Source organism: Allobranchiibius huperziae (assembly GCF_013410455.1).
Classification (GTDB): Bacteria; Actinomycetota; Actinomycetes; order Actinomycetales; family Dermatophilaceae; genus Allobranchiibius; species Allobranchiibius huperziae.
Map to the genome: position 1 here is coordinate 2,195,774 of NZ_JACCFW010000001.1, position 18,878 is coordinate 2,214,651.

The following is an 18,878-nucleotide window of genomic DNA, read 5'->3' on the forward strand; positions in this document are numbered from 1 at the left end:
CAGGTCAGCCGGCGGCTGCCCGTTCGATCTCGGCGATGTCGATCTTGCGCATCGTGAACATCGCCTTCATCGCCCGACCGGCGCGGTCCTTGTCCGGGTCGGAGACCAGCTCCGTCAGACGCGTGGGAGTGACCTGCCACGAGACGCCGAAGCGGTCCTTGCACCACCCGCACTGGCTCTCCTCACCACCGTCGGCGGTCAGCGCGTCCCAGTAGCGATCGGTCTCGGCCTGGTCGGCGCACGCGATCTGGAACGAGACGGCCTCGGTGAAGGGGAACTGCGGACCGCCGTTCAGGCCGACGAAACGCTGCCCGCCGATGGTGAAACTCACCGTCATGACCTCCCCGGCCGTTCCGGCGCCGGCATCGGCCGCCGCCTGGGGATATTCGTCCTGACGCTCGATCCGCACGTCGGGGAAGACGGTGGCGTAGAACCGAGCGGCTTCCGAGGCATTGCCCGGGAACCAGAGGAAGGTGGTCAGTTCGGTGCTCATCAGGGGTCCTCTCCCGGTTCGTGATCGACAGGCGGTGCAGGCTCGACCGGCATACGCCGCCATAATGTGTACGGCGTGCACTTACGAAAGTTCACACCGTACACATGACGGATGGAGGGGACAAGATGACCGACGGCACCGCGGGGAAGGGGTCATCCGCTCATGGCCGCTACCACCACGGTGACCTGGCAGCCGCCCTGGTCACGGCGGGGCTGGAGCTCGTCCGCGCTGGAGGCCCTGCAGCCCTCGGCCTGCGCGAGGCCACCCGCGTCGCCGGCGTCAGCCCGAGCGCCGCGTACCGACACTTCGCCGACCGCGCCGCCCTCGTGTCCGCCGTGGCCGACCAGGCGTTGCATCAGGCCGGCCGAGCCATGCAGGCCCGGATGGACGACCACGGAGCCGACACAGATCCCGCCCGCCGAGCGCGCGGACATCTCCGCGCGGTGGGTCTGGGGTACATCGACTTCGCGCTGGCCGAGCCGGGCTTGTTCCAACTGGCCTTCCAGACGCCGGGACCGTCCGACGCGACCTCGGACGTCGCGACCCACTACGCCTCGCCCACCGACCAGGTGCAGCACCCTCTCGTGCTGCTCATGTCCGCGCTCGATGAGCTGGTCGAGGTCGGGGTGCTGACCGCTGCGCGCCGGGCGAACGCCGAATGGGCGTGCTGGTCGGCCGTGCACGGTCTGTCCGACCTGGCGACCCGCGGACCTCTGCACGCGCAGGACCGGGCCGCCGTGCAGCAGTTGGCCGAGTACGTCGTGGACGCCGCGATCGACGGCGTGGTGGGTGGCGATCCGAGCGAGCCGAGCACGACGAAGCCCGTCACCGGGGCGGGGGCGAAGCGGTCCCGAGGCTGACCCCTACCCTGGTGCGGTGCAGTCCGAACCCCTCACCATCCGCGCTGCACGCATCGTCCCGGTCGGCCGCCCCGCCCCGTCGGGAGCGGTCGATCTGCACCTCGAAGACGGTCGAGTGGTCGAGGTCGGAAAAGCATTGCCCGACAGGGGTTTCCGCCAGGTTGATGCCGGCGGCCGATGGCTGACACCGGGCCTATGGGACCACCACGTGCACATGACGCAGTGGGCGCACACCCTGTCGCGGCTCGACGTGAGCGCCAGCGCCTGCCCCGACGACGTGGTCCGCATCGTGCGAGCCCACGACCGGGCGAGCGGCGACCGGCACTCCTCGATCGTGGGCTTCGGTTACCGCTCCGCCGGCTGGCCGGCTGCTCCCACCGTGCGCGAGCTGGACGAGGCTGTCCCGGACCGCCCGGTCGTGCTGATCTCCGGTGACGCGCACAACGGCTGGTTGAACTCCACGGCGCTGCGGCTGCTCGACCTCCCGCTGCGCGACACCCCGATCAGCGAGAACGCCTGGTTCGACGTCTTCCCGCTGCTCGCCGCCCTACCCGGCGCCGAACCGGACCCTGTCCAGGCCTACCGTGCCGTCCTGCGCAACGCCGCGAGCAAGGGCGTCGTCGGCATCACCGACATGGAGTTCGAGAGCTCCGTCGCGACCTGGGGCCGGATGGTGCCCCTCGGGCTGGACACCCTGCGGGTCCGTGCATCGACCTACCTCTACGGTCTCGACACCACGATCGCCGCCGGGCTGCGGACCGGTGACGCCGTGCCGGGCGGCGCCGGGATGGCCACGATGGGACCGCTGAAGATCATCGCCGACGGGTCGCTCGGCACCATGACCGCGCTGTGCTGCGCGCCGTACGCCGGGCACGCCACCAGGGGGACCTGCAACGTCTCGCCCGAGGAGCTTCTCCAAGCGTTGCGCACGGCGCGGGCGCACGGCCTCGACGCCGCCGTGCACGCCATCGGTGACGCCGCAGCCACGATGGTCCTGGATGCGTTCCGGGACAGCGGGATCCGCGGCTCCATCGAGCACGCCCAGCTCCTCGATCCGACCGACATCACGCGGATGGCTGCCCTGGGGGTCCGCGCGTCGGTGCAGCCGGCGCAGCTCTACGACGACCGCGACCTGTCCGACCAGCTGTGGCCCGGGTGCGCCGACCGCTCGTTCATGCTGCGGTCGATGGTCGACGCCGGAGTGCAGCTGAGGATGGGCTCGGATGCCCCCGTCGCGCCACTGGACCCCTGGCTGGCGATGGCAGCCGCGGTGCACCGCAGCGCCGACACCCGCGGGCCGTGGGGAGCGGCGCAGGCCATCACGCCCGCGGAAGCCCTCGCCGCGAGCACCGACGGTCAGCGAACTGTCGCGGTGGGGTCACCGGCCGATCTCGTGCTCGTCGACGCCGATCCCCTTGCTGCCGCTGGTGATTCAGCAGTGGCGGGGCATGCGTTGCGAACGATGGGCGTCGCGGCCACTCTGGTCGGCGGCCGAGTCGTGCACGACGCGCTCTGAGCGCCCCTCCCACTCCGACCGTCGCTACAGGCGGCGACGGTTCATCGCAGAGCGGTGGCGCCGAGCTGGTCGAGCAGGAAGGCCAGCTCGAACGCGGTGTCGCGCCACGCGTCGTACCGCCCGCTCACCCCGCCGTGGCCCGCGACCATCTCGCACTTGAGCAGGACCGGCCGATCCACCGGATCGGAGGTGACGGTGGCGCGCAGCTGCTGCACCCACTTGGCCGGCTCGACGAAGAAGACGCGGGTGTCGTTGAGGCTGGTGGTCGCGAGGATCGCCGGATAGGCGGTGGCGGCGACGTTCTCGTAGGGGCTGTAGGTCTTCATGTAGGCGTAGACCGACGCGTCGTGCAGCGGGTCGCCCCACTCCTGCCACTCCCCCACGGTGAGCGGCAACGACGGGTCCAGGATCGTGGTGAGCGCGTCGACGAAGGGCACCGCCGCGTGCACGGCACGGTAGAGCTCCGGCGCCAGGTTGACGACTGCGCCCATGAGCAGGCCGCCAGCCGAGCCGCCCTCCGCTGCAAGACGATCCGGTGAGACCCAACCGGCGTCGATCAGCGCGCGGGAGCATGCCACGAAGTCGGTGAAGGTGTTGCGCTTGGCGAGCATCTTGCCCTCGTCCCACCACCGGCGACCTAGCTCACCGCCGCCGCGCACGTGCGCCACGGCGAAGACGACGCCCCGGTCGAGCAGCGACAGGCGGCTCGCGGAGAACCGCGGGTCGGAGGGGATCTCGTAGGACCCGTAGCCGGAGACGAGGCCCGGATTGCTCCCGTCGGCGACGACGTCGCGTCGGCGGACCAGCGAGATCGGCACCTGGGTGCCGTCGTCGCCGCGGGCCCAGAGGCGCTCCTCCAGATAGTCCTGCGGCGTGTATCCGGGCACCTCCTGCTGTTTGAGCACCTGCAGGTCACCGCTCGCCGGGTCGAACTGCAGCACGCTCGGGGGCAGCAGGTAGGAGCCCATCGCCAGGCGCAGCGTCGACTCGTCGTACTCGGCGTTGGCACCGAGGCGTACGACGGCCAGCGGGCTGTCGGTCGGCACGTGCACCGCGTCGCCGAGCCCGTCGCCGTGCTTGGGCAGCACCCGGACGGTCGGCAGGCCGCCGGAGCGCAGGGACACCGCTACGAAGCCGGCGAACGCGTCGACCCCCTCGAGCCGCTCGTCGTCCACCAGCTGCAGGACCGGGGTCCAGTGCGCCCGACCGGGCGTCGCCAACGGAGCCTGGGCCAGGTCGAAGTCGGGTCGACGAAGGTTGTGCGCGATGAAGATCCGGTCCCCGTCGACCTCGACGGAGTACTCCACCTCGGCTGCACGAGGCTCGACCATCACCAGGTCGGCGTCGGGCCGGGTCAGGTCGCCCAGCAGCACCTCACTGCTGGTGCGCGACTCGGACTCCACGATCAGCCAGCGGTCGTCACGCGACACCTCGAAGCCGATCCCGAACTCCGGGTCGGCCTCCTCGCGCACCAGCACGTCCCCCGCCGGGTCGCTGCCGACGGTGTGACGCCAGATCTGGTGGGGTCGCCAGGCGTCGTCGTGGCGGATGTAGAAGACGGTGCGCGCGTCGAAGGACCACGCGAGCCCGTAGTGCGCATCCTGCACGCTCTGGTCGAGCACCGCGCCGGTGACGAGGTCACGCACCTGCAGGTCGTAGCGCTCGTCACCGCTGACGTCGACCAGCAGTGCCAGGAAGCGACCGTCGGGGCTGATCTCCAGGCCGCCCAGCTCGAAGAACTCGTGTGCGCCGGCTTCGTGGTTCTCGTCCAGCAGGACGACCTCCCCGTCGACGGGCGCGCCGGGGGCCGGCACCGGGCGCGCTGCACCCTGAAGGTAGGGCGCGCGGCAGTGCACGGCGTACTGCGCACCCTCCGCCGTGCGCGAGTAGTACCACCAGTCGCCCTTGCGCACGGGCACGTCGACGTCGGTCTCGACGACGTGGCCGCGGATCTCCTCGAAGATGGTCTCGACGAGCGGCTGCAGGTGCGCCGTGCGCGCCTGCGTGTAGGCGTTCTCCGCCTCCAGGTGGGCAATGACCTCGCGGGAGTTCTTGTCGCGCAACCACTCCCACTGATCCTCAAACCGGTCGCCGTGGTGCTCGCGCACCGTCGGCGTACGTCGGGCGACGGGTGCAGAGACCTCGTGGGGTGCCATCTCATGCACCTACCAGGCAGGACGGGCCGAGCAGCGCCTTGAGGTCGCCGAACAGAGCGGGTGATGCGGTGACGCGCAAGGAGTCCTCCAGCTTGACGGTGACGGATCGACCGGGTTGATGCAGTTTCAGATGCACCTCGGTGGCGCCGGGGTGCTCGACCAGCACGGTGCGCAGTTTGTGCGCGAGCCCGGTGTTGGCCCGCGCCAGGGGCATGGTGAGCACGACCGGGCCGCGTACGTCGCCCTTGAGCTCCGGCAGCGTCAGCTCGGAGGCCATCAGCTGCGGGCCGTCGTCGCGCATCTGGAAGCGACCCTTGATCACGCAGACCACATCGGGGTTGAGCATGGTGGACACGGTCATGTAGGTCTTCGCGAAGAACATCACCTCGATGGCGCCCTCGAGGTCCTCCACGGTCGCGATCGCCCACAGCTCACCGCGCTTGTTGCGCTTCAACTGCATCCCCGTGATCAGCCCGGCGATGGTCAGCTGCGCGCCGTCCTTGGGTGCGTCCTCGCCGTGCAGACGGGCGATCGACATGTCCGCGTGCTGGGACAGGATGTGCTCGATCCCGAAGAGCGGGTGATCGGAGACGTAGAGCCCCAGCATGTCCCGCTCGAACGCCAGCAGGGTGGGTTTGTCCCACTCGATCTCGGGGATCGCAGGCAGCGCCGCCAGCTCGATCGCGGCCTCGTCGCCGAACCCGCCGAAGAGGGAGTCCTGCCCACGCTCCTCGAAGCGCTTCTCCTCCGCGACCGCGTCGACATAGGCCTCGTGGATGTGCACCAGCCCCTGCCGCGGATGCTGCAGATCGTCGAACGCTCCTGCCTTGACCAGCGATTCGATGGTCCGCTTGTTGCAGACGACGGCGGGCACCTTGCGCAGGAAGTCCTCGAACGAGGCGAAGCGGCCCTTCTCCTCGCGCGCCTTGACGATCGCCTCCACGACGTTGCCGCCGACGTTGCGGATCGCGGCCAGCCCGAAGCGGATGTCGGTGCCGACGGCGGTGAAGTCGGCGACCGACTCGTTCACGTCCGGTGGCAGCACCTTGATGCCGAGCTTGCGGGTGTCGGCCAGGTAGGTGGCCATCTTGGTCTTGTCGCCCTCGACGCTGGTCAGCAGCGCGGCGGCGTACTCGGCCGGGTAGTTGGCCTTGAGGTAGGCGGTCCAGTACGAGACGAGGCCGTACCCGGCGGTGTGGCTCTTGTTGAACGCGTACCCGGAGAAGGGCAGCATCACGTCCCAGAGCGCCTTGGTCGCCTCGGCGCTGTAGCCGCTGGCGACCATGCCGGCCTCGAAGTTGCCGAACTCCTTCTCCAGGATCTCGATCTTCTTCTTACCCATCGCCCGGCGCAGCAGGTCGGCGCCGCCCAGGGTGTAGCCCGCGAGCTCGCGGGCGATGGCCATGAGCTGCTCCTGGTAGACGAGCAGGTGGTACGTCGTGCCGAGGATCGGCTCGAGCGCGTCCTTGAGCTCCGGGTGGATCGGGGTGATGGCCTGCCGGCCGTTCTTGCGCTCGGCGTAGTTGATGTGCGCGTTGGCGGCCATCGGGCCGGGTCGGTAGAGCGCCAGCACGGCCGCGATGTCCTCGAACCGGGTCGGTGCCATCAGGCGCAGCAGGCTGCGCATCGGCCCGCCGTCGAGCTGGAAGACACCGAGGGTCTCTCCGCGCGCCAGCAGCTGGTAGGTCGCCTCGTCCTCCAGCGGGATGGTGGCCGTGGTGAGGTGCACGCCGCGGTTGGTGTCGATGTTGCCGAGGGCCTGGTCGATGATGCCGAGGTTGCGCAGGCCCAGGAAGTCCATCTTGACCAGGCCCATCTCCTCGCAGTGCGGGAAGGAGAAGCCGGCGATGATGGTGCCGTCCTTGTCCCGGCGGTGCATCGGGATGAGGTCGAGCAGCGGCTCGGACGACAGGATCACCGCGGCGGCGTGCACGCCGGTGCCGCGGATCATCCCCTCCAGCCCACGCCCGGTGTCGACGACCTTGCGGACCTCGGGCTGCGCTTCGTAGAGCGCCCGGAACTCGGTCGCCTCGGCGTACCGCGGGTGCTTGGGATCGAACAGGCCGGTGAGCGGCACGCCCTTGCCCATCACGTCCGGCGGCATGGCCTTGCTGATCTGCTCGCCGAGCGCGAACGGGAAGCCCAGGATCCGGTTGGCGTCCTTGACCGCGGCCTTGGCCTTGATGGTGCTGAAGGTGTTGACCTGCGCGGTGTACTCGGCGCCGTACTTGGTCGTGACGTAGCGGACCATCTTGTCGCGCTGGCGGTCATCGAAGTCGAGGTCGACGTCCGGCGGGTTGATCCGCTCGGGGTTGAGGAAGCGCTCGAAGAGCAGCTGGTGCTCCAGCGGATCCAGCTCGGTGATCCGAGTCAGGTAGGCCACCATCGACCCGGTCGCCGAGCCTCGTCCCGGGCCCACCGGCACGCCGTTGTCGCGCGCGTAGCGGCAGATGTCGGCGACCACGAGGAAGTAGGAGGAGAAGCCCATCGGTTCGATGACGGCCATCTCGGTCTCGATGCGCTCGAGCACCTCTGGGCCGGGGTCGTCGCCGTACCGCTCCTTCAGACCCACGGTGATCTGCTCGCGCAGGTACGCCGCCTGGGTCTGGCCCTCGGGGACGTCGGGGAACTGCGGCATCCGGTCGACGGGCGCGAAGACCTCGCTGTAGTCCTCGATGCGCTCGGCGATGGCGAGGGTGTTGTCGCACGCCTCCGGCAGCTCGGCGAAGAGCTCGCGCATCTGCTCGGCGGTCTTCAGGTAGTAGCCGGACCCGTTGAACTTGAAGCGGTGCGGATCGTCCTTGTTCTTGCCGACTCCGACGCACAGCAGGTTGTCGTGCGCGTCGGCCTGGTCCTCGGTGACGTAGTGGCTGTCGTTGGTCGCGAGCAGCGGGATGTGCAGCTCTCTGGCGATCTTCAGCAGGCCGTCGCGCACCTGCCGCTCGATCGACAGCCCGTGGTCCATCAGCTCGAGGAAGTAGTTGGTCGCACCGAAGATGTCCTGGTACGCCGATGCCGCCGCGATCGCCTCGTCGTACTGACCCAGCCGCAGCCGGGTCTGCACCTCACCGGAGGGGCAGCCGGTGGTGGCGATGATGCCCCTGCCGTGCTCGGCGAGCAGCTCCCGGTCCATCCGGGGCTTCATGTAGTAGCCCTCGAAACTGGCCAGCGAGCTCAGCTTGAACAGGTTGCGCAACCCGCGCGCGTCCTGCGCCCACATGGTCATGTGGGTGTAGCGACCGCCTCCGGAGACGTCCTTGCCGCCCTCGCCGTCGACGTTGGCGTCGCGGTCGCGCGAGCCGGCCCAGAACTCCTGGGTGCGCGAGTGCCGGGTGGAGGGTGCGACGTAGGCCTCGATGCCGATGATCGGCCGGACGGGGCTGCTCTGCGCGGCCAGCTGGAACTCGTAGGCGCCGAACATGTTGCCGTGGTCCGACATCGCGATGGCGGGCATCCCGAGCCGCTCCGCCTCGGCGAACATCGGCTTGATCTTGGCCGCCCCGTCCAGCGTGGAGTACTCGGTGTGCACGTGCAGGTGCACGAAGTTCGAGGCAGGCGAAGAAGACATCGCGATGAGTCTAGGTCGGTCTACCGACACCCCGGTCCCCGACGCGCACGGTGGGGCGCACGGGCCGCGTGGTACTCGGCGGAGGACTCGCGCGGGTGGCGGTCGGTGCCCGCAACCGCTGCCCGACACCGCGTCCTCGACGAGGCGAATCCGTCGTTGGTCGAGGACGTCGGTCGGCGATCCGACCCACGCCGAACCGGTCAGGGTGACGGGTGCGGCAGTTCCACGAGGGGTTGGTCGCCGCGGACATACAGAGGGTGGCGGGGGTGCCCGCCTTCGGTGACGCCGAGACAGGTCAGGGCGACGACACCCCTGGTCAGCTCGCGGACGGCCCCGACCCGGTCGGAGCGCGCGTGGGCTCCCCATGCGGCGATGACCGGTCCACCGTGGAGGCGAGCGAGCCTCAGCGCGCCGCTGATCGCCTCGTCGTTCTCGGGGCCGACGGGGTCGTCCGCGGTCCACAGGTCCGCGGGCTTCGTCGCGCGCCAGGCGTACAGGTTGACGACGACGAGCCCGGTGCAGCCTTCGCGCCTGGCGAAGCCGATGCATCGGCGGATGGTGGGGTCATCGACGTCAGCGTCGGCGGTCGACGGGTTGAGCATGATGAAGGTGGCTGTCGGGCCGCCCTTCGATCCCCAGCGACGGGACAGCCGATACCGGTGCCGGCCGCAGCCGCAGATGCTCGCGTCGGATGACGAGGCGAACAGGTCGTCGCCGCTCATGCTGAGCCGTCCTGAGTGCGTGGTTCACGGTCTGCGTGGGCTGACCGGACGGGCGGGGTCAGTCTCCCGCGCGGACCAGGTCGAGCGCGTGCTGCAGATCGGCCGGGTACGGGCTCTCGAACGTCACGTACTCCCCCGACCCCGGATGGATGAACCCCAGCGCCCGCGCGTGCAGCCACTGACGGGCCAGGCCCAGCCGTTTGGCGATGGTCGGGTCGGCGCCGTACATCGGGTCGCCCACGCACGGGTGGTGCAGCGCCGCGAAGTGCACCCGGATCTGGTGGGTGCGGCCGGTCTCCAGGTGGATCGTGAGCAGTGACATCGACCGGAACGCCTCGAGCAGTTCGTAGTGCGTCACGCTGGGTCGCCCCGCCCCGAGCACCGCGAACTTGTAGTCGTGCCCGGGGTGCCGCCCGATCGGGGCGTCGATGGTGCCCTCGAGCGGGTCGGGCAGACCCTGCACCAGCGCGTGGTAGGTCTTGTCGACGGTGCGGTCGCGGAACGCCTGCTTCAGCACGCTGTAAGCGCGCTCGCTCTTCGCGACGACCATCAGCCCGCTGGTGCCGACGTCGAGGCGCTGCACGATCCCCTGCCGCTCCGCGGCGCCGTAGGTCGAGATCCGGTATCCCGCGGCAGCGAGACCGCTCACCACGTCGGGACCGTCCCAGCCCACGCTCGGGTGCGCCGCGACACCGGCCGGTTTGTCGACCACGATCAGTTCGCTGTCGTCGTGCACGATCGTCATTCCGGGCACGTCGCGGGGTACGACGGCCGGTCCTTTCCGCAAGGCCGGCAGGGTCACCTCGAGCCACTGGCCGGCGCTGACCCGCTCGGACTTGCCGACGACCTTGTGATCCAAGGTGACCGACCCGTCCGCCGCGAGGGCCGCCGCGCGGCTGCGGGACAGACCGAGCAGACGGGCGATGGCCGCGTCGACACGTTCGCCCTCCAGCCCCTCGGGGACCGGCTGCGCCTTCAGTTCAGTCATCGTCGTCGCTCCGGCGCTCAGACGAAGCGGCGGTGTCCGTGCGCTCGCCGGCGTCGGTCGTGTCGCCCGACGCGCCGGCCCGCCGACCGTCGATCCCGATCCCGCGGATCGCGAGCAGAGCGATGAGGGCCGCAGCGCACACCACGCACATGTCGGCCACGTTGAAGATCGGCCAGTGCGGCAGCTCGAGGAAGTCGACGACGTGACCCTGCCCGCCGCGCGGCGGGCGCACGAACCGGTCGGTCAGGTTGCCGAACGCACCGGCGAGCAGCAGTCCGAGCGCGACCGCCCAGGCCCGACTGCCGATCCGGCGTGCGGCGAAGATGGTCGCCGCGATGACCGCCATCGCGATCAGCGTCAACACCCAGGTGGCGTTGGTCGCCATCGAGAACGCGGCGCCGGCGTTGTGGGTCAGGTGCAGTTTGAGGACCGGCCCGACCAGATCACGCGGTCGCGCAGGGTCGAGGGCGGCGTTCGCCCACGCCTTGGTCCCCTGGTCCAGGAGGTACCCGAGGACGGCGACCGACCCCAGCACCGTGAGGAGTCGGGTGCGGGTCGGGGTGCGCCTCGGGCCGGCGGACGTGGTCAGCGGCGTTCCTGCTTCTGTTTGCATTGCATGCACAGGGTCGCACGAGGGAAGGCCTGCAGACGAAGTTTGCCGATCGGCTTGCCGCAGCTCTCGCAGATCCCGTAGGTCCCGTCGGCGATCCGGTCGAGCGCGTGCTGGGACTGTTCGAGCATCTCCCGCGAGTTCTGCGCAAGAGAGAACTCGTGCTCGCGCTCGAAGGACTTGCTGCCGGCGTCGGCCTGGTCGTCGCCGGCACCGTCACCGCTGTCGCCGATCAGGTCGGCGATCTCGTGCTCGATACCGGCCAGCTCGGAGCCGAGCCGGGCCACGTCGGTCTCCAGCTCGGCCTTCACACCGGCGAGTTCCTCGGCGGTCCAGGGCGATTCGTCCTCGCGCACCTTCAACTGCTTGCGTGGCGAGGTCACCGCGGACTTGGGCGCGGGCGTGGAGGCCTGCACGGAGGTGTGTTCCGCCGCATCCTTCATCGTCGAGGAGGTGGGTGTGCTCTTCACGGCAGCCTTCTTCGTAGTGCTCGTCTTCGGGGATGACTTCTTGGCGGTCTTCTTCGTGGTCTTCGCAGCGCCGGCCGTCGCGCGAGCGGCGGGCGTCGCGGCGTCCCGCGACGCGACCTTGCCGGCGGCCGGCCGGGCTGTCCTGCGTGCCGTGCCCGCTGTCTTGGCGGCGGACCCGGTGAGGGCCGCCTTCTTCGCGGGCGTCTTCTTGGCGGGGGGCCGGGCAACGATCGCCTTCTCCGATGCCTTCTTCGCCGATGCCTTGTCGCTCGCCTTCTTCACAGGCGCCTTCTTCGCGGTCTTCGCCGCGCCCGACTTCGTCGCGACCGACTTCCTGGTCACCGGCCGCTTCGCGGTCGCCGGGCGCGCGGATGACGGCTCGGAGGTCTCCCCCGCACCGGTCACCACCCGCGCCGCTTTGCGCAACACCGACGTGACTCTGGACGCCCGGGCGGCCGCCGCTGCGATCACCCGCGCCGAATCTGCGGGATGTGTGCTTCCCATTGCGCCCCTCCGGCCGCTCGAGGCCGGGAACGGCCTGGCACGTTTGTGTCTGCCGCAGGATAGGGGATCACGCGGGACTTGCTGACCGCGGCGCGACGGACGATCGAATGACGGATCGCAATCATGCCCGCACCTGGCCCTGCAGGCACATGCGACGGCCCCGCACCGGGTGCGGGGCCGTCGTCATGTGCTGCGGGTGTCAGTGCTGCCCGCCTGGGGCGGACTCCTTCTCCTGCACACCCTCGCCGTCGAGATCCTTGAGCTGACCCTGGATGAATCCCTTGAGCTTCGAACGGTATTCGTGCTCGAACGACTTCAGCTGCTCGATCGCCGTGCTGATCGACTCACGCTCGGTGGTGAGCTGGCCGATGATGCGCTGCTTGCGCTCCTCGGCCTCCTTCACCAGTCCGGTCGAGCGTTCGTTGGCCTGTCGCATCAACTCATCGTGCCGCTTCTGGCCGGTGCCCACGAGCTCGTCGTGCTTGGACTGGCCCTGCTGCACGAGCTTCTCGCGCGTCGTGGTGCCCTCGCCGACCATCGAGTCGTGCCGCTCCTGGGCCTCCTTGATGAGGCGGTCGCGGGTGGTCTCACCCTCGCGCACGTGCTCATCGTGCAGGCGCTGCGCGAGCGCGATGACGCCGGCTGCGCTGTCGTTGCCCGCGGTGGCCGCCGTACCGGGCGCCTGGACGCCGGCCACGGAGGAGCCGCCCTGAGCCGTACCGGCGTCGCGCACCCGTGCCTCGGACTGCGCCTCGGCCTCCTCGGCTCGCTTGGCGGCCGCGGCGGTCCGTTGCGTGGAGTCGGCCTCGGCCTGCTCGATCTGCTTCTGCAGTGCGGCCAGCCGCTCCTTGGCCTCGGCGACCTCGCGCTGCACCTTCTCGCGCTCACCCTTGGCGGTCGCCAGGTCACGCTCGGCGCTCGCGAGCTCTTCACGGGCCTTGGCCAGTGCTGCGGCATCGGGGGTCCCGGTCGCGCCGGCCTTCGCCGGCACGGGGATGGCCGCGGTGGCGTCGGCGTCGGCCTTGTCGGCATCGCCCTTCACGGGGGTGAGCGCCGGGACGCCGGACGCGGTGTCGGCGGCCGTGGAACCGCCCTCCTTGCCCGCCACTCCCTTGGAGCGGCGCAGGTCCTCCAGCTTGCCGGTGAGGTCCTCGTTCTCGGCGTTCAGCCGACGCAGCTCCACGACGATCTCATCGAGAAAGTCGTCCACCTGGATCTCGTCGTAGCCGCTTCGGCCAAACCCCTTGGGTTTGGTGAACTCTTTCTTGACTACGTCCTCAGGCGTCAACGCCATGTGTTCACCTCGGTGCACCTAGATGCCGCGGCGCTCGCGCGCGCTCCTGCGCGCACGGCAGACCGCCGACAGAAATCGGATGTGTTGTCGTGCTCAGGCCAGAGAGCCTATGAGATTGAGCAGCAAAGAGACAGCCAGCAGTAGGACGAGGAAAGCCAGGTCGAGCTGGATCGAACCGATCCGCACCGGTTTGAGCACCTTCCGGACCGCCTTCAGGGCCGGGTCGGTGGCGGTGTACGTCGTCTCGGCAAGTACCAGCACGGGTCCGCGCGGCTGCCACTGACGCGCGAAGACCTGGATCCACTCCAACACCAGCCGTGCCAACAACAGCACCAGGAAGATGTAGAGCACGATCGAGATGACGCCCAGCAACGTGGCCATGACCCCATTGTCACTCATCCCGGCGCCGGGCACGACGACGGCCGGCGAGCTGCCCGCTCGATGCCGAGAAGAATCGGCATCCCGGACGCTTCGCTACGCCGATACGCGCCGCCCGGCACGACGACGGCCGGTGGCGCGGGGTGCGCGCCGACCGGCCGGTGGTCGTGAGGTGCTGCCTCAGCTCTGGTTGAAAAGCCCCCGGGGCGTGCGCGCGGCGTCGGCACCGGTCGTGGCGACCTCGACACCGGAGGGCGACAGCAGGAAGACCTTGGCGGTGACCCGCTCGATGGTGCCGTGCAGACCGAAGACGAGGCCGGCGGCGAAGTCCACCAGGCGCTTGGCGTCGTTGTCGTCCATGTCCGACAGGTTCATGATGACCGGCACGCGACCGCGGAAGTTCTCCCCGATCTCCTTGGCCTCGTTGTAGGTGCGCGGGTGGATGGTGGTGATCCGGCTGATCGGGCCACCGGCCGCCGGCGCACCGGCCGGTGCGTTCTTGTGCAACTGCGTCACGGGTGCCGCCTCACGTTCCTGCTCGATGTGGGCGGTCTCGTCGTAGCCGCTGTCGGCGTACTCGTGCGACTCGTCCGTGGTGTAGGTGTCGTCGTACTCGTCGTCGTAACGACGGTCGGCCTCGGAGAGACCGAGGTACTCCGTCATCGCGCGCAGCTTTCCAGCCATTCGTGGTACTCCTCGTATCGTCAGGCCGGATTCGGCCGGGCAGGTGGCCTGGTGGTGTGAAAAACGCTACCGCCGGGGAGGTCGCGAACCGAGGATTGCGCTGCCGACACGCAGGTGTGTCGCACCCGCGGCGACGGCCGACTCGAGATCGCCGGACATCCCGGCGGAGATCCACGTCGCGTCGGGATGATGCGCGCGTACGTCGGCGGCCACCTCGCGCAGCCGGGCGAACGCCGCCCCCGCATCGCCGTCCAGAGGCGCCACCGCCATCACCCCGCGCAGGCGCAGCGCATGCGACGCGGCGATCCGGTCCGCGAGCCCGGCCACCTGGTCCGGCGACGCTCCCCCGCGTCCGGCGTCGTCACCGGACAGGTCGACCTGCACCAGCACCTGCGGCGCCCGCTCGTGGGCGACGGCCCCCCGGTCGAGCGCGGCCACGATCTTCGCGCGGTCGACCGAGTGCACCACGTCGGCGTACGCGCTCACGTGCGGGGCCTTGTTGGACTGCAGCTGACCGATGAAGTGCACTCGCAGGTCGGCCCGGACGTCCGGCGCGAGGTCGGCCACCTTGGCCGCCGCCTCCTGGTCGCGGCTCTCGCCGATGTCGCGGACCCCGAGGGCGTGCAGGCGGAGCACGTCCTGCGCGGGGAAGAACTTCGTCACCACGATGAGCGACACCTCGCCGCGGTCGCGCCCGGCGGACGCGCACGCCGCCGCGATGCGCTCCTGCACCGCGGCCAGGTTGATGGCGAGCTCGTCGGCGCGGGGGTCAGGCGCCACGGTCGGCCCGTTCCCGGAGCACGACGACGCCGGCGAAGCGCCCTTCACCGTGGTCGCGGCGATGGGAGAAGAGGCGATCGGACTCCCGGGTGCAGCCGGGCACCCACGTCACCGGGACGTGACGGGAGCGCAGCTGCGCGACCACACCGGACGCGACGTCGATGGCAGGAGTGCCGGTCCAGCTGACGGCACGACTCTCGGGGCTGCGGCGAGCCGCGTCCTCGCGCATCTGCTCGGGCACCTCGTAGCACCGGCCGCACACCGAGGGGCCGACGAAGGCCTGCGGCGCATCGGCGCCGAGCCCGGCCATCTCGTCGAGGGCGGCGTCCACGACGCCGTTGGTCATTCCGGGACGCCCGGCGTGGACGGCTCCGACCACCCCGGCGTGCACGTCGACCAGCAGCACGGGCGTGCAGTCCGCGACCAGCACCGCGAGCCCGAGACCCGGGACGTCGGTGACCTGACCGTCGCACTGCTGCGGCTCGCCGCTGCCCGCGGCCGTGGTCCGGATCGTGCGGTTGCCGTGCACCTGGTGCATGAAGGCGAGCCGGTGCGGAGCCAGGCCCATCGCCCGCGCCACGGTGGCGCGATTGGTGCGTACGGCGTCCGGGTCGTCGCCAACGAGAGCGCCCAGGTTGAGCGAACCGAGCCGCCCGCTGCTCACCCCGCCGGTGCGGTCGGTGAACGCCACGTCGGCGGACCGGCCGTCACGGCCGGTGACCGTCTCGCGCCACCAGAACACGGGCTCAGACCCGCGCCGTGGACCGACGCCGACCGCGCCCGGCGATCACTTGAGGAAGTCGGGGACGTCCAGGTCCTCGGGCGGGTCGACCGGAGCCTGACGCGGCGGGCGCACCGGAGCGGCCTGCTGCGGGACGCTCTGCTGACCCTGCTGGCCCTCGCCCTGCCGACCGTCGGCGCCCTGCTCGCGGCCCGGACCGCCCTGGCCGCCCTGCTCCCCTCCGACGGGACGCTGCACCGGCTGGCCGTAACCCTGCTGGCCCTGGCCACCCTGCTGACCCTGCGCCGGGCGGGCGGGCTGCGCCGCACCGTCGCGCTGCACCGGGGCCTGCTGGTGGGGCGCGCTCGGCGAGGCGCCTCCGACGGCGGCGGCCACGGGCTGCTGCTGCCGCGCCGTCGGGCCGCCCTGGATCTGACCGATCGCCCGCTCGTCCGCCCGACGCTGCGGGGTCCCGCCGTCGAAGCCGGCAGCGATGACCGTGACCCGCACCTCGTCACCGAGGGCGTCGTCGATGACCGCACCGAAGATGATGTTGGCCTCCGGGTGGGCGGCCTCCTGCACCAGCTTGGCCGCCTCGTTGATCTCGAAGAGTCCGAGGTCGCTGCCGCCCTGCACGGACAGCAGCACGCCCTGGGCGCCGTCGATGCTGGCCTCCAGCAGCGGGGAGGAGATCGCGTACTCGGCCGCCTGCACCGCACGGTCCTCGCCGCGCGCCGAGCCGATGCCCATCAGGGCCGAACCGGCGCCCTGCATGACCGACTTCACGTCGGCGAAGTCGAGGTTGATCAGACCGGGGGTGGTGATCAGGTCGGTGATGCCCTGGACACCTGACAGCAGAACCTGGTCGGCGGTGTGGAAGGCCTCCAGCATGGAGACGTTGCGATCGCTGATCGACAGCAGCCGGTCGTTCGGGATGACGATGAGGGTGTCGACCTCCTCGCGCAGCGCGTTGATGCCGAGATCGGCCTGGCCGGCACGACGGCGTCCCTCGAACGTGAACGGCCGCGTGACGACGCCGATGGTCAGCGCGCCGAGGCTCTTGGCGATCTTCGCCACGACGGGTGCGCCACCGGTGCCGGTGCCGCCACCCTCTCCGGCGGTCACGAAGACCATGTCGGCGCCCTTCAGCACCTCTTCGATGTCCTCCGCGTGATCCTCGGCGGCCTTCTTGCCGACCTCGGGGTCCGCGCCGGCGCCGAGGCCACGGGTCAGCTCGCGGCCGACCTCCAGCTTGACGTCCGCGTCGCACATCAGCAGCGCCTGGGCGTCGGTGTTGATGGCGATGAACTCCACGCCCTTGAGGCCGCCCTCGATCATCCGGTTGATCGCGTTGACACCGCCACCACCGATACCGACGACCTTGATGACAGCCAGGTAGTTCTGAGGAGTTGGCACGAGGTGGAGCCTTTCGAGGATTGCCGGGTGAAGTGCTGCGGTGCTGCTGTGCTGCGTCCAGATGCGGTGCGCGGCGAATGTCCGGGCGTGCAGAGGGCACCGTACCGGCCACGATCATGCCGGGGGCGGTTGCAAGTGCCCCTACGACACGCGCCGCGACCTGTCGAAAACCGCCCAGACCTGCACGAGGTGCGCAGAAAGAGCGGTGCAGACGACCGCTCACCCACGCGACCGCGATCGTACGCGACCCCGCTCGACATCGACAGTCGCCTTGACCTCAACTAGAGGTCGAGCGTTCGGCGAGCCGCTGCAGGATGGGAGACGCCAGGGCGGTGACGTCGCCCGCGCCGATCGTGAGAACGAGGTCGCCGTCGCGTGCGGCGTCGGCGACGGCGTCCACCGCGTCGGCTCCGGAGGCCACGAAGACCGCTCCGGGGACCCGGTCCGAGAGCAGTCGCCCGGTCACTCCGGGCACCGGCTCCTCGCGGGCGGCATAGACGTCCATGACGAACGCCTCGTCCGCCAGTCGCAGTGCCGCGGCGAACTGTTCGGCGAAGGCCTGCGTGCGGGAGTACAGGTGCGGTTGGAACAGCACGATCAGGCGCCCCCCGTCACGCAGTGCCAGGCCCGTGCGGATCGCGGCCTGGAGCTTGTCGGGGTTGTGCGCGTAGTCGTCGACGACGCGCACGCCGGCCGCGTTCCCCCGCACCTCGAACCGGCGGGAGGTGCCACGGAAGTCGGCGAGCCCGCGGACGGCTGCCTCGGGCGCGATGCCGCAGCCGGCGGTCAGCGCGAGGGCCACCGCGGCGGCGTTCAGCAGGTTGTGCGCGCCCGGGACCTGCAGGCGCATCGCCACCCGCTCCCCGGACGGGAAGGACAGCAGGGCGGATGCCGACATCCCCTCGGCGCTCTCGTCGCTCAGGCGCAGGTCGGCGCCGGGCGACCTGCCGTAGGTGAGCACTCGCAGGCGGGCCGCGTGCCGGCGTGCCAGGGCCGCACTCCCCTCGTCGTCCGCGCATGCGACGAGCAACCCGCCCGGCCGGATCGAGGCGGCGAAGTCGTCGTACGCCGCGTGCAGCCGCTCACTGGTGCCGTAGAAATCGAGGTGGTCGTCGCGCACATTCGTCACGACGGCGATCTGCGGCCGGTAGACCACGAACGAGCCGTCGCTCTCGTCGGCCTCGACGACGAACGACTCGCCGTCGCCGACACCGGAATTGGCGCCGATGCCCGCGATGTCGGAGCCGATCGCGAACGACGGTCCCGCCCCCGCGGAGCGCAGCGCGACGACCGCCATGGCGCTGGTGGTGGTCTTGCCGTTGGCGCCGCCGACGGCGATCGCCCGGCGTCCCTGCGTGAGCACGGCGAGGGCCTGTGAGCGGTGCAGCACCCGCAGTCCGCGCTCGCGCGCCGCCGCCAGTTCCGGATTGCTCTCCCCGATGGCACTGGAGACGACCACCAGGGTCCCCGCGTCGAGCCCGGTCACGTTGTCGGCGCTCTGGCCGATCACGACGGGCACACCGGCAGCGCGTAGTCGCTGCACGGCGTCGTTCTCGGCCCGGTCCGAGCCGGTCACGGTGACCCCGCGCGCCAGGAAGAGCGCGGCGATGCCGGACATCCCCGAGCCGCCGATGGCGATGAGGTGGACCGCGCGGACGTCCTGCAGCAGGGGCAGCGGCGCGGCGAAGTCGAAGCGGCGATTGATGCCGTCGGCCACC

Annotated in this window: 17 protein-coding genes; 3 read left to right on the forward strand and 14 right to left on the reverse strand. The window is 70.5% G+C overall.

The genetic code is table 11. From position 1 onward, the window contains the following. Positions 1-4: 4 nt before the first annotated feature. On the reverse strand, positions 5-493 hold the full coding sequence (locus HNR15_RS10355) for a VOC family protein (RefSeq protein WP_179481482.1): 489 nt from the start codon (positions 491-493) through the stop codon (positions 5-7). A gap of 125 nt (positions 494-618) precedes the next feature. Here HNR15_RS10355 and HNR15_RS10360 point away from each other — a divergent pair, with 125 nt between their 5' ends. Both HNR15_RS10360 and HNR15_RS10365 read left to right on the forward strand, forming a co-directional pair. Further along, positions 619-1,353: a TetR/AcrR family transcriptional regulator gene (locus HNR15_RS10360; protein WP_179481483.1), complete on the forward strand. Its 735-nt coding sequence runs from the start codon at positions 619-621 to the stop codon at positions 1,351-1,353. 16 nt (positions 1,354-1,369) lie between these two features. Continuing rightward, on the forward strand, positions 1,370-2,869 hold the full coding sequence (locus tag HNR15_RS10365; RefSeq protein WP_179481484.1) for an amidohydrolase family protein: 1,500 nt from the start codon (positions 1,370-1,372) through the stop codon (positions 2,867-2,869). A 41-nt stretch (positions 2,870-2,910) separates the two neighbouring features. Here HNR15_RS10365 and HNR15_RS10370 read toward each other — a convergent pair whose 3' ends face one another. The 6 genes from HNR15_RS10370 to HNR15_RS18250 all read right to left on the reverse strand — a co-directional run bounded on the left by HNR15_RS10370 (position 2,911) and on the right by HNR15_RS18250 (position 11,383). Further along, the gene (locus HNR15_RS10370; RefSeq protein ID WP_179481485.1) at positions 2,911-5,025 is read right to left on the reverse strand and encodes a S9 family peptidase; all 2,115 of its coding nucleotides are present in this window, start codon (positions 5,023-5,025) and stop codon (positions 2,911-2,913) included. A gap of 1 nt (position 5,026) precedes the next feature. Next, positions 5,027-8,593: a DNA polymerase III subunit alpha gene (gene dnaE, locus HNR15_RS10375; protein ID WP_179481486.1), complete on the reverse strand. Its 3,567-nt coding sequence runs from the start codon at positions 8,591-8,593 to the stop codon at positions 5,027-5,029. Positions 8,594-8,793: 200 nt separating this feature from the next. Continuing rightward, positions 8,794-9,315: a DUF1643 domain-containing protein gene (locus HNR15_RS10380; RefSeq protein ID WP_179481487.1), complete on the reverse strand. Its 522-nt coding sequence runs from the start codon at positions 9,313-9,315 to the stop codon at positions 8,794-8,796. Between the two features lie 58 nt (positions 9,316-9,373). Further along, on the reverse strand, positions 9,374-10,303 hold the full coding sequence (locus tag HNR15_RS10385; protein WP_179481489.1) for an RluA family pseudouridine synthase: 930 nt from the start codon (positions 10,301-10,303) through the stop codon (positions 9,374-9,376). After that, entirely contained in the window at positions 10,296-10,916 is a 621-nt protein-coding gene (lspA, locus tag HNR15_RS10390; RefSeq protein WP_179481491.1) for a signal peptidase II, read from the reverse strand. Before lspA ends, HNR15_RS10385 begins: the two co-directional genes overlap by 8 nt. Beyond that, positions 10,889-11,383 (reverse strand): TraR/DksA family transcriptional regulator, encoded by a 495-nt coding sequence (locus HNR15_RS18250; protein ID WP_343048507.1) that lies wholly within the window; start codon positions 11,381-11,383, stop codon positions 10,889-10,891. The genes lspA and HNR15_RS18250 overlap by 28 nt, the downstream gene beginning before the upstream one ends. Before the next feature lie 16 nt (positions 11,384-11,399). Between HNR15_RS18250 and HNR15_RS18255 the strand changes: the two genes are divergently transcribed. Continuing rightward, positions 11,400-11,972, forward strand: a complete 573-nt coding sequence (locus tag HNR15_RS18255; RefSeq protein ID WP_246305915.1) for a hypothetical protein — start codon at positions 11,400-11,402, stop codon at positions 11,970-11,972. A 114-nt stretch (positions 11,973-12,086) separates the two neighbouring features. On the opposite strand, the gene HNR15_RS18625 is transcribed toward HNR15_RS18255, so the two are convergent. The 7 genes from HNR15_RS18625 to murC all read right to left on the reverse strand — a co-directional run bounded on the left by HNR15_RS18625 (position 12,087) and on the right by murC (position 18,877). Continuing rightward, complete coding sequence (locus HNR15_RS18625) at positions 12,087-13,181, reverse strand: DivIVA domain-containing protein (RefSeq protein ID WP_218883657.1); 1,095 nt, start codon at positions 13,179-13,181, stop codon at positions 12,087-12,089. Between the two features lie 93 nt (positions 13,182-13,274). Further along, positions 13,275-13,562, reverse strand: a complete 288-nt coding sequence (locus tag HNR15_RS10405; protein ID WP_179481495.1) for a YggT family protein — start codon at positions 13,560-13,562, stop codon at positions 13,275-13,277. Between the two features lie 177 nt (positions 13,563-13,739). After that, complete coding sequence (locus tag HNR15_RS10410) at positions 13,740-14,243, reverse strand: cell division protein SepF (protein WP_179481497.1); 504 nt, start codon at positions 14,241-14,243, stop codon at positions 13,740-13,742. A 66-nt stretch (positions 14,244-14,309) separates the two neighbouring features. After that, positions 14,310-15,023 carry a YggS family pyridoxal phosphate-dependent enzyme gene (locus HNR15_RS10415; protein WP_179481499.1) on the reverse strand — a complete coding sequence of 238 codons (714 nt, stop codon included), beginning with the start codon at positions 15,021-15,023 and terminating at the stop codon, positions 14,310-14,312. Next, the gene (locus HNR15_RS10420; protein ID WP_179481501.1) at positions 15,013-15,765 is read right to left on the reverse strand and encodes a purine nucleoside phosphorylase YfiH/LACC1 family protein; all 753 of its coding nucleotides are present in this window, start codon (positions 15,763-15,765) and stop codon (positions 15,013-15,015) included. Before HNR15_RS10420 ends, HNR15_RS10415 begins: the two co-directional genes overlap by 11 nt. 45 nt (positions 15,766-15,810) lie before the next feature. Next, positions 15,811-17,160, reverse strand: coding sequence for a cell division protein FtsZ (gene ftsZ, locus HNR15_RS10425; protein WP_179481503.1), 1,350 nt, complete (start codon positions 17,158-17,160; stop codon positions 15,811-15,813). Positions 17,161-17,437: 277 nt separating this feature from the next. Continuing rightward, positions 17,438-18,877, reverse strand: a complete 1,440-nt coding sequence (murC, locus tag HNR15_RS10430; RefSeq protein WP_343048508.1) for a UDP-N-acetylmuramate--L-alanine ligase — start codon at positions 18,875-18,877, stop codon at positions 17,438-17,440. Between the last annotated feature and the right edge of the window lies 1 nt (position 18,878).

What these genes read in the sequence shown, in the direction of transcription:
- HNR15_RS10355 (WP_179481482.1), bottom strand. Translation starts at nt 493, where the DNA reads ATGAGCACCGAACTGACCACCTTCCTCTGGTTCCCGGGCAATGCCTCG.
- HNR15_RS10360 (WP_179481483.1), top strand. Translation starts at nt 619, where the DNA reads ATGACCGACGGCACCGCGGGGAAGGGGTCATCCGCTCATGGCCGCTAC.
- HNR15_RS10370 (WP_179481485.1), bottom strand. Translation starts at nt 5,025, where the DNA reads ATGGCACCCCACGAGGTCTCTGCACCCGTCGCCCGACGTACGCCGACG.
- dnaE (WP_179481486.1), bottom strand. Translation starts at nt 8,593, where the DNA reads ATGTCTTCTTCGCCTGCCTCGAACTTCGTGCACCTGCACGTGCACACC.
- HNR15_RS10380 (WP_179481487.1), bottom strand. Translation starts at nt 9,315, where the DNA reads ATGAGCGGCGACGACCTGTTCGCCTCGTCATCCGACGCGAGCATCTGC.
- HNR15_RS10385 (WP_179481489.1), bottom strand. Translation starts at nt 10,303, where the DNA reads ATGACTGAACTGAAGGCGCAGCCGGTCCCCGAGGGGCTGGAGGGCGAA.
- lspA (WP_179481491.1), bottom strand. Translation starts at nt 10,916, where the DNA reads ATGCAAACAGAAGCAGGAACGCCGCTGACCACGTCCGCCGGCCCGAGG.
- HNR15_RS18625 (WP_218883657.1), bottom strand. Translation starts at nt 13,181, where the DNA reads ATGGCGTTGACGCCTGAGGACGTAGTCAAGAAAGAGTTCACCAAACCC.
- HNR15_RS10405 (WP_179481495.1), bottom strand. Translation starts at nt 13,562, where the DNA reads ATGGCCACGTTGCTGGGCGTCATCTCGATCGTGCTCTACATCTTCCTG.
- HNR15_RS10410 (WP_179481497.1), bottom strand. Translation starts at nt 14,243, where the DNA reads ATGGCTGGAAAGCTGCGCGCGATGACGGAGTACCTCGGTCTCTCCGAG.